The organism is Streptomyces sp. NPDC091292 (genome assembly GCF_044757265.1).
In the GTDB taxonomy this organism is placed as follows: Bacteria; Actinomycetota; Actinomycetes; order Streptomycetales; family Streptomycetaceae; genus Streptomyces.
The window spans coordinates 275,901-288,383 of the sequence record NZ_JBIVUQ010000001.1 but is presented as its reverse complement, the minus strand read 5'-3'; the positions used below and the strand labels follow the sequence as shown (position 1 = coordinate 288,383).

Below are 12,483 nucleotides of genomic sequence, written 5' to 3'. Positions count from 1 at the left end.
TCGATCGACCACCGGCTCTCCCCGGAGCACGAAGAACTGCGGCGCACCGTCGAGGAGTTCGCGCACGACGTCGTCGCGCCGAAGATCGGCGACTTCTACGAGCGGCACGAGTTCCCGTACGAGATCGTGCGGGAGATGGGCCGCATGGGGCTGTTCGGGCTGCCGTTCCCGGAGGAGTACGGCGGGATGGGCGGCGACTATCTGGCGCTCGGTATCGCCCTGGAGGAGCTGGCGCGCGTCGACTCGTCCGTGGCGATCACCCTGGAGGCCGGGGTTTCGCTGGGCGCGATGCCGATCCACCTCTACGGAACCGATGAGCAGAAGCGGGAGTGGCTGCCCCGGCTGTGCGCGGGCGAGATCCTGGGCGCGTTCGGCCTGACGGAACCGGACGGCGGCTCCGACGCGGGCGCCACCCGGACGACGGCCCGCTTGGACGAGGCGACGGGCGAGTGGGTGATCAACGGCACCAAGTGCTTCATCACCAACTCCGGTACGGACATCACCGGGCTGGTGACGGTGACGGCTGTGACGGGCCGCAAGGACGACGGGCGCCCCCGGATCTCCTCGATCATCGTCCCGTCCGGCACTCCGGGGTTCACGGTGGCGGCGCCGTACTCGAAGGTCGGGTGGAACGCGTCGGACACCCGCGAGCTGTCCTTCGCGGACGTGCGCGTACCGGCGGCGAACCTGCTCGGCGACGAGGGGCGCGGGTACGCGCAGTTCCTCCGCATCCTGGACGAGGGCCGCATCGCGATCTCGGCGCTGGCGACCGGGCTCGCGCAGGGCTGCGTGGACGAATCCGTGAAGTACGCGCGCGAACGGCACGCATTCGGCCGGAACATCGGGTCGTACCAGGCGATCCAGTTCAAGATCGCGGACATGGAGATGAAGGCGCACACGGCCCGGCTCGCGTGGCGTGACGCGGCGTCCCGGCTGGTGACGGGCGAGCCGTTCAAGAAGGAGGCGGCGCTCGCGAAGCTGTACTCGTCGACGGTGGCGGTGGACAACGCGCGCGAGGCCACGCAGATCCACGGCGGCTACGGCTTCATGAACGAGTATCCGGTGGCCCGGATGTGGCGGGACTCGAAGATCCTGGAGATCGGCGAGGGCACGAGCGAGGTCCAGCGGATGCTGATCGCCCGCGAATTGGGGTTGGTGGGCTGACGGTCGTGGGCTGATGGAGCCGTGGGCTACGGGGGTTCCTCGATCCGGCGAGTGAGGTTAGGCTAACCTTCCTTTGTCGCGTTTCGGCTGTCGCGTTCCGACGGGACCCCCAGGCCGAGCCCCCCACGACTCTCCAGGAGTCCGCCCATGACGACCACCACCGCCGTCGCCGCCCCGTTCCGCTTCTTCTCCCTCCAGGTCGTACGGGTGAGGCGGCTCGGCCCTTCGATGGTCCGGGTCACCTTCGGGGGACGGGAGTTGGACGGCTTCGACTCCGGCGGGCGCGACCAGAGCGTCTCGCTCTTCCTGCCGCACCCGGGCCAGGACGAGCCGGTCGTCCCCCTCGAAGCGGGCGACGGCTGGTGGCACGCCTGGCGTGAACTCCCCGCCGAGGTAAGGGCGGTGATGCGGTCGTACACCGTCCGCGAGCAGCGCCGGGGCGCCGGGGGCGGAGTTGGGAGCGCGGGCGAGATCGACATCGACTTCGCGCTCCACGGCGTGGACTCGGCCACCGCCCCCGCGGGCCCCGCCTCCCGCTGGGCCGCCACCGCCGAGCCCGGCGCCCGCGTCCTCGTCCTCGGCCCCGCCATCGCCGACAACACCGCCGTACGGTTCCGCCCGCCGGTCGACGACCCCGATCTCGTCGTCCTGTGGGCGGACGAGACGGCGCTGCCCGCCGCCGCGGCGATCCTGGAGTGGCTGCCGGCGGGCACCCGCGCCCGCGTCTGGCTGGAGGTCGCGCACTCCGGCGACCGCCAGAACCTGGCGACCCGCGCCGACGCCGAGATCACCTGGCTGGTACGGGACGAGGGCGCCCCCAGCGGTACGGAGGCGGTACGGGCCGCCCGACTCCCGGCCGCCGAACGGCCGTACGCCTGGATCGCCGGGGAGTCCGGGTGCGTGAAGGAGTTGCGCCGGCATCTCGTACGGGAGCGCGGATTCGACCGGCGACACGTGACGTTCGTCGGGTACTGGCGGCGCGGACTCTCGGAGGAGCAGGTGCGGGCGGCGGCCGAGTCGGAGACACCCGCCGAGGACTGAAGGGACCCCGGCCACCGTTTCCCCCGCCCCAAACCCCACCCCCACCCCCGCCCAAGTGGCATGGCACACAGTGACCGCATGCCACCTCAGACGTAACTTAGGTTAGGCTAACCTAAGTCAAGTCGATCAGGGCTTGGCGAAGCCGCGTCCCCTTCCTTCACCGCACCCCCGCGCCTTCCCGGCACCCCCTTTCCTTCCCCCGCACGGAGGACCCCCCATGCGCTCGCACCTGCTCAATGACACGACCGCGGACCGGTATCGCCGGTCCGTGACCGAAGGAATCGAGCGGGTGGCGGCCCAACTCGCCACCACCACAAGGCCGTTCACCGGCGTCACGGTCGACGACCTGACCCCGCGCCTGGCCGCCGTAGACCTGGACAGCCCCCTCCTCGACACGACCGCCGCCCTGGACGAACTCGAAGAGGTCTACCTCCGCGACGCCGTCTACTTCCACCACCCCCGCTACCTCGCCCACCTCAACTGCCCGGTCGTCATCCCGGCCGTGCTCGGCGAAGCCGTACTCTCCGCCGTCAACTCCTCCCTCGACACCTGGGACCAGTCGGCGGGCGGCACCCTCATCGAGCGCAAGCTCGTCGACTGGACCACCGAGCGCATCGGCCTGGGACCCGTCGCCGACGGCGTGTTCACCAGCGGCGGCACCCAGTCCAACCTTCAGGCGCTGCTCCTGGCCCGCGAGGAGGCCAAGGTCGACAGCCTCGCGAAACTGCGGATCTTCGCCTCCGATGCCAGCCACTTCAGCGTCAAGAAGTCGGCGAAACTGCTCGGCCTGAACCCCGACGCCGTGGTTTCCATACCCTGCGACCACGACAAGCGGATGCAAACCCTCGCCCTGGCACGCGAGTTGGCGCGCTGCGCCCGGGACGGTCTGGTCCCGATGGCCGTCGTCGCCACCGCCGGCACCACCGACTTCGGCTCCATCGACCCGCTCCCCGAGATCGCCGAACTCTGCGCCCAGTACGGCACGTGGCTGCACGTGGACGCCGCGTACGGCTGCGGGCTGCTGGTGTCCCGCAAGAACCGGCACCTGCTCGACGGCATCGAGCGCGCCGACTCGGTCACCGTCGACTACCACAAGTCCTTCTTCCAGCCGGTGAGTTCGAGTGCACTCCTGGTACGCGACGCCTCGACGCTGCGGCACGCGACCTACCACGCCGAGTACCTCAACCCGCGCCGCATGGTGCAGGAGCGCATCCCCAACCAGGTCGACAAGTCCCTCCAGACCACCCGCCGTTTCGACGCGCTCAAGCTGTGGATGACGCTGCGCGTGATGGGCGCCGACGGCATCGGGGAACTCTTCGACGAGGTCTGCGACCTGGCCGCCGACGGCTGGAAGCTGCTGGCCGCCGACCCGCGCTACGACGTCGTGGTCGAGCCGACCCTCTCCACGCTCGTCTTCCGCTACATCCCGGCCGCCGTCACCGACCCGGCCGACATCGACCGCGCCAACCTCTACGCCCGCAAGGCCCTGTTCGCCTCCGGTGACGCGGTCGTCGCGGGCACCAAGGTGGGCGCCCGGCACTTCCTGAAGTTCACCCTCCTCAACCCCGGGACGACCACCGCCGACATCGCGGCCGTCCTCGATCTGATCGCCGGCCACGCCGAGCAGTACCTGGGAGAAGAAGACCTTGACCGCGCCAGCTGACCCCACATCCCCCGTGGACGCCGACTTCATAGGCATCGGCCTCGGCCCCTTCAACCTCGGCCTCGCCTGCCTCACCGAACCGATCACCGAGCTGAACGGTGTCTTCCTGGAGTCCAAGCCGGACTTCGCATGGCACGCGGGCATGTTCCTGGAGGGCGCCCACCTCCAGACCCCGTTCCTCTCCGACCTGGTCACCCTCGCCGACCCGACCTCCCCGTACTCCTTCCTCGCGTACCTCAAGGAGTCCGGACGGCTGTACTCGTTCTACATCCGCGAGAACTTCTATCCGCTGCGCACCGAGTACAACGACTACTGCCGCTGGGCCGCGTCGAAACTCTCCAGCATCCGCTTCCGCACCACGGTCACGGAGGTGGTGTACGACGCGTCCGACGGCCGGTACTCCGTGCGCACCGAAGGCGGGACCACGTACCGCTCGGAGCGGCTGGTCCTCGGGACCGGTACGCCGCCGTACGTGCCCGAGGCGTGCGAGGGTCTGGGCGGGGACTTCGTGCACAACTCCCGCTATGTGCAGGCCAAGCCGGACCTCCAGCGCAAGGAGTCGATCACGCTGGTCGGCAGCGGCCAGTCCGCCGCCGAGATCTACTACGACCTGCTGAGCGAGATCGACGTCCACGGCTACCGGCTCAACTGGGTCACCCGCTCCCCGCGCTTCTTCCCGCTGGAGTACACCAAACTCACGCTGGAGATGACCTCGCCGGAGTACATCGACTACTTCCACACGCTCCCCGAGGAGACCCGCTACCGCCTGGAGTCCCAGCAGAAGGGCCTCTTCAAGGGCATCGACGGCGACCTGATCAACGCCATCTTCGACCTGCTCTACCAGAAGAACCTCAGCGGCCCGATGCCGACCCGCCTCCTCACCAACTCGGCCCTGCGGACGGCGACTTACGAGGACGGTGCCTACACCCTCGGGCTGCGCCAGGAGGAACAGGGCAAGGACTTCGAGATCCGCACCGAGGGCCTGATCCTCGCCACCGGCTACCGCTACCGCACCCCGGACTTCCTCGCCCCGGTCCACGACCGCATCCGCCGGGACGCCCAGGGCCGGTTCGACGTCAACCGCACCTACGCCATCGACACGACGGGCCGCGGCATCTACCTCCAGAACGCGGGCACCCACACCCACTCGATCACCTCGCCCGACCTGGGCATGGGCGCGTACCGCAACAGCGTCCTGATCCGAGAGCTGCTGGGCACCGAGTACTACCCGATCGAAAAGACCATCGCGTTCCAGGAGTTCGCCGTATGAGCACCATCCCCACACCCCCTGGCGTGACCGCGGACAGCTTCGCCATCCGCCCCCTCGACCCCGTGACCGACGCCTCGCTGCTGCACACCTGGGTCACCCACCCCAAGTCCGCGTTCTGGATGATGCAGGACGCGCGGCTCCAGGATGTCGAGCGGGCCTACATGGCGCTCGCCGCCGACGCCTACCAGGAGGCGTTCATCGGTCTGTACGGGGGTGAGCCGGCGTTCCTGGTCGAGCGGTACGACCCCGCGTACCGCGAGCTGGTGGGGCTGTACGAGCCGGCGCCCGGCGATGTCGGGATGCACTTCCTGGTCGCGCCGACGGACACGCCTCTGCACGGGTTCACGCGGGCCGTGATCACGGCGGTGATGGCGTTCCTGTTCGAGGACCCGGCGGTCCGGCGGGTGGTCGTGGAGCCCGACGTCCGCAACACGGCCGTGCACGCGCTGAACGCCGCCGTCGGCTTCGTACCGGAGCGGGAGGTGGAGAAGCCGGAGAAGCGGGCGCTGCTGAGCTTCTGCACCCGGGAGCAGTTCGAGACGGCCGTGCCCAAGGCGGCCCGGGGGGTGACGGTATGACCACGTCACCAGCCGAATCCGTGGCCCATCTCACCCCCGACCGCTGGGCGGCGGCCACCCGGCACCTGCTCGCCAAAGCGCTCTCCGAATTCGCGCACGAGCGGCTCATCACGCCGGCCCGTACGGGGGCCGACGGCCGCTACCGGGTGACCGGCGACGACGGCTCGGTCACGTACCGGTTCGCCGCGCGGCGCCTCGCCCTCGACCACTGGCACGTCGACCCGGCGTCGATCACCCGTCACCGAACCGGGGACAATACGGCCGAGGACGACGAACTGCCCCTCTCCGCCCTCGACTTCTTCATCGAGCTGCGCGGCGCGCTCGGGCTGAGCGACGAGATCCTGCCGGTCTATCTGGAGGAGATCTCGTCCACCCTCTCCGGCACCTGCTTCAAACTCGGCAAGCCGGACGTGTCCGCAGCCGACCTCGCGGGCGCGGACTTCCAGGCCGTCGAGACGGGCATGACCGAGGGCCACCCCTGTTTCGTCGCCAACAACGGGCGGCTCGGCTTCGGCGTGCACGAGTTCCTGGCGTACGCGCCGGAGGCCGCGCGGCCGGTGCGGCTGCTGTGGCTCGCCGCGCGCCGCGACCGGGCGGCGTTCACGGCGGGCGCGGGGATCGAGTACGGGTCGTTCCTGCGGGCGGAGCTGGGTGAGGAGACGCTGTCCCGGTTCGACGGGCTGCTGCGCGAACGGGACCTGGATCCGGCGGACTTCCTGCTGATGCCGGTCCACCCCTGGCAGTGGTGGAACAAGCTCTCCGTCACCTTCGCGGCCGAGGTCGCCCAGGACCGGCTCGTGGTGCTCGGCGAAGGCGAGGACGACTATCTGGCCCAGCAGTCGATCCGTACCTTCTTCAACACGAGCGACCCGGCCAGGCACTACGTCAAGACGGCACTGTCCGTCCTCAACATGGGCTTCATGCGGGGCCTGTCCGCCGCGTACATGGCGGCGACCCCGGCGATCAACGACTGGCTGGCGGGGCTGATCGAGCGGGACGAGGTGCTGCGCTCCACCGGCCTGACGATCATCCGGGAGCGGGCCGCCGTCGGGTACCGGCATCTGGAGTACGAGGCCGCGACCGACCGGTATTCGCCGTACCGCAAAATGCTCGCCGCGCTGTGGCGGGAGAGCCCGGTACCGGCGTTGCGGGACGGCGAGCGGCTCGCCACGATGGCTTCGCTCCTGCACATCGACCGGGACGGCAAGTCGCTGGCCGCCGCGCTGATCAACGGTTCCGGTCTGGCCCCGGTGGAGTGGCTGCGCCGCTATCTGCGCGCCTATCTCACCCCGCTGCTGCACAGCTTCTACGCCTACGACCTGGTGTTCATGCCGCACGGCGAGAACGTGATCCTGGTCCTGGACGAGGCCGGCGCGGTGAGCCGGGCGGTGTTCAAGGACATCGCCGAGGAGATCGCGGTGATGGACCCGGACGCGGTGCTGCCGCCCGCCGTGGAGCGCATCCGGGTGGAGGTCCCCGAGGACAAGAAACTCCTGTCGATCTTCACGGACGTCTTCGACTGCTTCTTCCGGTTCCTGTCCGCGCACCTCACCACGGAGGGCGTGGTGGACGAGGACACGTTCTGGCGGACCGTCGCCCAGTGCGTCACGGAGTACCAGGACGCGCGGCCTGAACTCGCCGACAGATTCAAGCAGTACGACCTTTTCGCGCCGGAGTTCGAGCTGTCCTGCCTCAACCGGCTGCAACTGCGGGACAACCGGCAGATGGTCGACCTCGCCGATCCGTCGGGGGCGCTCCAGTTCGCGGGCACGCTGACCAACCCGCTCGCCCGGTTCGCGGGCCAGTAGACCGGCGGGTGCCCCGGCACACGGTCCCGTGCCGGGGCACCCGTCCTCCTCAATTCCCCTTCAGATCCTGCTAGTTGGTCGGCCAGGGCACCTGCGGTGAGCGGTAGTAGCCGATGCCGAGCGCGTCCCAGCGCGGAGCCTGCGACGCGAGCCGGACCTTGTAGGTGTCCCAGTCGTGCGTGGCGGCGGGTGACCAGCCCAGTTCGGCGATGCCGGGCAGCTTCGGGAACGCCATCACCTCAAGGTTCGCCGAGGTCGACAGCGTCTCCGTCCACAGCGGCGCCTCGACGCCGAGGATCGAGTCGGCGGGCGCGCCCGCGAGGTAGGTGCCCGGGTCCCAGTCGTAGGACCGCTGCACCTCGACCAGACCGGCCCAGGACAGGCCGAGCGGGAAGTCCCGGGTGTACTTCATGTCGAGGTAGCTGCGGTCGGCCGGGGAGATCACCAGTTTCGTGCCGTTCTTCGCGGCGTCGACGACCTGCTTGCGCTCGGCGGCGCCGGTCGCGTCGTAGCCCCAGTACTGGGCGATCGCCCCCTTGACGGGTGTCGCGCCGGTCAGCTGGTGCCAGCCCATGACGGACTTGCCGTACTTCGTGACGAGCGGCTGCACCTTGTTCATGAAGGTCACGTAGTCGGCGTGGCTGGTGGAGTGCGCCTCGTCGCCGCCGATGTGGATGGTGGAGCCGGGGGTGAGCGCGGCGAGTTCACGCAGGACGTCGTCCACGAACTCGTACGTGAGCGGCTTCGGGACGCACAGGGAGCTGAAGCCGACGGCGGTGCCCGTGTAGAGCGGGGGTGCGACGCCGTCGCAGTTGAGATCGGCGTACGAGGCGAGGGCCGCGTTGGTGTGGCCCGGCAGGTCGATCTCGGGGACGACCTCCAGATAGCGGGACGACGCGTACCGGACGATCTCCTTGTACTGGTCCTTGGTGTAGTAGCCGCCCGCGCCCCCGCCGACCTGGGTGGAGCCGCCGTAGGTGGCCAGGCGCGGCCACGAGTCGATCGCGATACGCCAGCCCTGGTCGTCGGAGAGGTGCAGATGCAGCTTGTTGACCTTGTAGAGGGAGAGTTGGTCGATGTAGCGCTTGACCTGGTCGACGGTGAAGAAGTGCCGGGACACATCGAGCATGGCGCCCCGGTAGGCGTAGCGCGGGCTGTCCTCGACGGTGCCGCCCGCGATCAGCCAGGGCCCGGACTGGCGAGTGTCCTTCTCGACGGCGGCGGGCAGGAGCTGGCGGAGCGTCTGGACGCCGTGGAACAGCCCGGCGGGCCGCCGCGCGGTGATGGTGACACCCCGGGAACCGCTGTCGAGGCGGTAGCCCTCGTCCCCGAGGCCCTTCGCGTCACCGGTCTCCTTGCCGGTCAGCTTCAGCCGGATCGTGTTGCCGCCGCCGTGCGCGGTGACGGGGAGCCGGTACCCGGTGGACGGCCGCAGCACGTCCGCGAGGTAGTCCCCGATCCGCCGTACGTCGCGCGAGCCGCCGTCCACGCGGATCGTGGTGCCGGGGTTGATGCGGTACGCGGATCCGCCGGCGTCGACGGACGCGGGCGCCGGGATCACCTGGCTGAGCGGGGTCGGGGGCGGGGGCGGTCCGGGTGCGGGCCGGGCCGGGGCGGCGCCGACGCAGGAGATGCCGACGGCGGCGGTGAGCAGCAGCGAGCCGAACAGCCGGGTCGTTCTGTGATGGGGGTTCACCAACGGTCCCTTCGACGAGGTTCGCGGTGCATGGTGTAGACCACTCTCCCCGTGATGCGGATGTCAGAATCCCCGTATGGCGGAAATCATCCAGCGGGACGGGACGTGGACGTTCGACGGCGAGGCGCTTCGGCTGGTGCCGGGGCGGGACAAGGGTGTCGGTCTGCTGCGCAGAACGCTGGGCGAACTGACCGTCCCGCTGCGGGCGTTGGCGGGGGTCTCCTTCGAGCAGGGCCGGAAGTCGGGGCGGCTGAGGCTGCGGCTGCGGGACGGCGCCGATCCGCTGCTCCAGGTCTCGGGGGGCCGGCTGACGGACTCCGGTGACCCGTATCAGCTGACGGTCGACGCGGACCGGTACGGGGTCGCCGAGTATCTGGTGGACGAGGTCCGCAACGCGCTGGTCCTGGACGAGGTGGACCCGGGCCCCACGGACGGCTATCTGCTGTCCGGCCCTTCGGTGCCGCTGTCGGTGTCGGCGGGGGACGCCACCGCGAGCTTCGACGGCGAGACGGTACGCCTGGAGTGGAACTGGAAGACCGAGGAGGCGAAGTCGGCGGCCGGGACGCGGTCGATCGCCCTGGAGGAGATCACGGGCGTCGAGTGGCAGCCGTCCGCCGGGCTGGAGAACGGGTACCTCCGCTTCACCGTGCGGGGGGCCACGGGGAAGGCGGCCCCACCGAAGTACGACCCGCACGCGGTGGATCTCTGGGGCTTCAAGAAGGACCCGCTGATGGCGCTGGTCGCGGCGGCGGTCCAGTACCGGCTTCCGCACCCGTCGGCGCCCGCCGCCCCGGCGGAGCTGCCCGCACCGCCGACCGAGAAGTCCGCCGCCCCCTCCCCCACCCCCGCCACGGATGACCCCGACGCCCTGCTGCGCCGCCTCCGCGAACTGGGTGAACTTCACCAGTCGGGCATCCTCACGGACGAGGAGTTCACGGCGGCCAAGCAGGCCGTATTGAAGAGGCTGTGACTCGAAACTGAAGAGGCTGTGACCCGCACCACGTAACCCGACCGGGCCCACCGACCCTCCGTGCCCGATATCGGGCAGGATTCTTGCGAAACCACGGTCCGTGGCCCAGGATCGTCGGGTGCACGACGACCTTGTTGATCACCTGACCCGCAGCACGCCGCTCAGCCGTGGCGAAGCCCTCCGGGTGATCCAGGACGTCCTGGCGTACTTCGACGAGACCACCGAGGAGTACGTCCGCCGCCGGCACCGGGAACTCCAGGGCCGGGGCCTGGTCAACGCGGACATCTTCGAACAGATCGCGGCGGACCTGGCGTACCGCACGGTCGCCCCGCCTCAGCCCTCACTGAGGCAACTGCGCCGCATCATCTACGGCTGACGGTCGCCCGAACAACGTAAGGAACCTATATGTGCGGAATTGTCGGATACATCGGGCGGCGTGATGTGGCACCGCTGCTCCTTGAGGGGCTCCAGCGCCTGGAGTACCGGGGCTACGACTCGGCGGGCATCGTCGTCACAGGGCCGAAGGCGGCCGGGCTGAAGATGGTCAAGGCCAAGGGCCGGGTCCGCGACCTGGAGGCCAAGGTCCCGAAGCGGTTCGCGGGCACCACCGGGATCGCGCACACCCGCTGGGCCACCCACGGCGCCCCGTCCGACGAGAACGCACACCCCCACCTGGACGCCGACGGCAAGGTCGCCGTCGTCCACAACGGCATCATCGACAACGCCTCCGACCTGCGCGCCAAGCTCACCGCCGACGGCGTCACCTTCCTCTCCGAGACCGACACCGAGGTCCTGACCCACCTCATCGCCCGCTCCACGGAAGAGACCCTGGAGGACAAGGTCCGCGCGGCCCTGCGCCTGGTCGAGGGCACCTACGGCATCGCCGTCGTGCACGCCGACTTCCCGGACCGCATCGTCGTCGCCCGCAACGGCTCCCCGGTCGTCCTCGGCATCGGCGAGAAGGAGATGTTCGTCGCATCGGACGTCGCCGCGCTGGTCACCCACACCCGCCAGGTCGTCACCCTGGACGACGGCGAGATGGCCACGCTCAAGGCGGACGACTTCCGTACGTACACCACCGAGGGCACCCGCACGACCGCGTCCCCGACGACCGTGGAGTGGGCGGCCGAGTCGTACGACATGGGCGGCCACGACACGTACATGCACAAGGAGATCCACGAGCAGCCCGAGGCCGTGGACCGGGTGCTGCGCGGACGGATCGACGACCGCTTCTCGACCGTCCACCTCGGCGGCCTCAACCTGGACGCCCGTGAGGCGCGCGCGGTACGCCGGGTGAAGATCCTCGGCTGCGGCACCTCGTACCACGCGGGTCTGATCGGCGCCCAGCTCATCGAGGAGCTGGCCCGCATCCCCGCCGACGCCGAACCCGCGTCGGAGTTCCGCTACCGCAACCCGGTGGTCGACCCGGACACCCTGTACGTGGCGGTCTCGCAGTCCGGCGAGACGTACGACGTGCTGGCGGCCGTACAGGAGCTGAAGCGCAAGGGCGGGCGGGTGTTCGGCGTGGTGAACGTCGTCGGCTCGGCGATCGCCCGGGAGGCCGACGCGGGTGTGTACGTGCACGCGGGCCCCGAGGTCTGTGTCGTGTCGACCAAGTGCTTCACGAACACCACGGTCGCCTTCGCCCTGCTCGCCCTGCACCTGGGCCGCATCCGGGACCTGTCCGTGGCGGACGGCAAGCGGATCATCGAGGGCCTGCGCCGGCTGCCCGCGCAGATCACCGAGGTCCTGGAGCAGGAGGCCGATATCAAGAAGCTGGCGGAGCTGTACGCGGACGCCCGCTCGATGATGTTCATCGGCCGGGTACGCGGCTACCCGGTGGCCCGTGAGGCGTCCCTGAAGCTCAAGGAGGTCTCGTACATCCACGCCGAGGCCTACCCCGCCTCGGAGTTGAAGCACGGGCCGCTCGCGCTGATCGAGCCGGCGCTGCCGACGGTCGCGATCGTCCCGGACGACGATCTGCTGGAGAAGAACCGCGCCGCCCTGGAGGAGATCAAGGCGCGCAGCGGCCCGATCCTCGCGGTCGCGCACCAGGAGCAGGAGAAGGCCGACCACACGATCGTCGTCCCGAAGAACGAGGACGAGCTGGACCCGATCCTGATGGGGATTCCGCTGCAACTCCTCGCGTACCACACGGCGTTGGCGCTGGGCCGCGACATCGACAAGCCGCGCAACCTGGCGAAGTCGGTGACGGTGGAGTAATCGCGTACCGGTTGGGCGGGGCCTGACGTGAGTGATCCCTGTGCGGAAGATGTCTCGCGACGCGCACAGG

At 69.8% G+C, this 12,483-nt stretch carries 10 protein-coding genes; 9 read left to right on the top strand and 1 reads right to left on the bottom strand.

The annotated features are described in order from the left end of the window. The first annotated feature begins 3 nt into the window (after positions 1–3). The 6 genes from ACIQNU_RS01260 (at position 4) to ACIQNU_RS01235 (ending at position 7,524) form a co-directional block, all read left to right on the top strand. Complete coding sequence (locus ACIQNU_RS01260) at positions 4–1,164, top strand: acyl-CoA dehydrogenase family protein (RefSeq protein ID WP_401362343.1); 1,161 nt, start codon at positions 4–6, stop codon at positions 1,162–1,164. Positions 1,165–1,311: 147 nt separating this feature from the next. Then, positions 1,312–2,205 (top strand): siderophore-interacting protein, encoded by an 894-nt coding sequence (locus tag ACIQNU_RS01255; RefSeq protein WP_401359485.1) that lies wholly within the window; start codon positions 1,312–1,314, stop codon positions 2,203–2,205. Positions 2,206–2,422: 217 nt separating this feature from the next. Further along, complete coding sequence (gene desA, locus ACIQNU_RS01250; RefSeq protein ID WP_401359483.1) at positions 2,423–3,868, top strand: lysine decarboxylase DesA; 1,446 nt, start codon at positions 2,423–2,425, stop codon at positions 3,866–3,868. Further along, the gene (locus tag ACIQNU_RS01245) at positions 3,852–5,138 is read left to right on the top strand and encodes a lysine N(6)-hydroxylase/L-ornithine N(5)-oxygenase family protein (RefSeq protein ID WP_401359481.1); all 1,287 of its coding nucleotides are present in this window, start codon (positions 3,852–3,854) and stop codon (positions 5,136–5,138) included. Before desA ends, ACIQNU_RS01245 begins: the two co-directional genes overlap by 17 nt. Beyond that, a complete protein-coding gene (locus ACIQNU_RS01240) occupies positions 5,135–5,716 on the top strand; it encodes a GNAT family N-acetyltransferase (protein WP_401359478.1) in 582 nt (193 codons plus the stop codon). Before ACIQNU_RS01245 ends, ACIQNU_RS01240 begins: the two co-directional genes overlap by 4 nt. Then, positions 5,713–7,524 (top strand): IucA/IucC family protein, encoded by a 1,812-nt coding sequence (locus tag ACIQNU_RS01235; protein ID WP_401359476.1) that lies wholly within the window; start codon positions 5,713–5,715, stop codon positions 7,522–7,524. The genes ACIQNU_RS01240 and ACIQNU_RS01235 overlap by 4 nt, the downstream gene beginning before the upstream one ends. 70 nt (positions 7,525–7,594) lie before the next feature. Here the strand turns inward: ACIQNU_RS01235 and ACIQNU_RS01230 are convergent, their stop codons facing one another. Next, positions 7,595–9,220 carry a beta-N-acetylhexosaminidase gene (locus ACIQNU_RS01230; protein WP_401359474.1) on the bottom strand — a complete coding sequence of 542 codons (1,626 nt, stop codon included), beginning with the start codon at positions 9,218–9,220 and terminating at the stop codon, positions 7,595–7,597. A 76-nt stretch (positions 9,221–9,296) separates the two neighbouring features. Between ACIQNU_RS01230 and ACIQNU_RS01225 the strand changes: the two genes are divergently transcribed. The 3 genes from ACIQNU_RS01225 (at position 9,297) to glmS (ending at position 12,413) form a co-directional block, all read left to right on the top strand. After that, entirely contained in the window at positions 9,297–10,190 is an 894-nt protein-coding gene (locus ACIQNU_RS01225) for a DUF4429 domain-containing protein (protein WP_401359471.1), read from the top strand. Between the two features lie 118 nt (positions 10,191–10,308). Further along, positions 10,309–10,566: a hypothetical protein gene (locus ACIQNU_RS01220; RefSeq protein WP_401359469.1), complete on the top strand. Its 258-nt coding sequence runs from the start codon at positions 10,309–10,311 to the stop codon at positions 10,564–10,566. Between the two features lie 29 nt (positions 10,567–10,595). Continuing rightward, positions 10,596–12,413 (top strand): glutamine--fructose-6-phosphate transaminase (isomerizing), encoded by a 1,818-nt coding sequence (glmS, locus tag ACIQNU_RS01215; RefSeq protein ID WP_401359466.1) that lies wholly within the window; start codon positions 10,596–10,598, stop codon positions 12,411–12,413. The last annotated feature ends 70 nt before the right edge of the window (positions 12,414–12,483 follow it).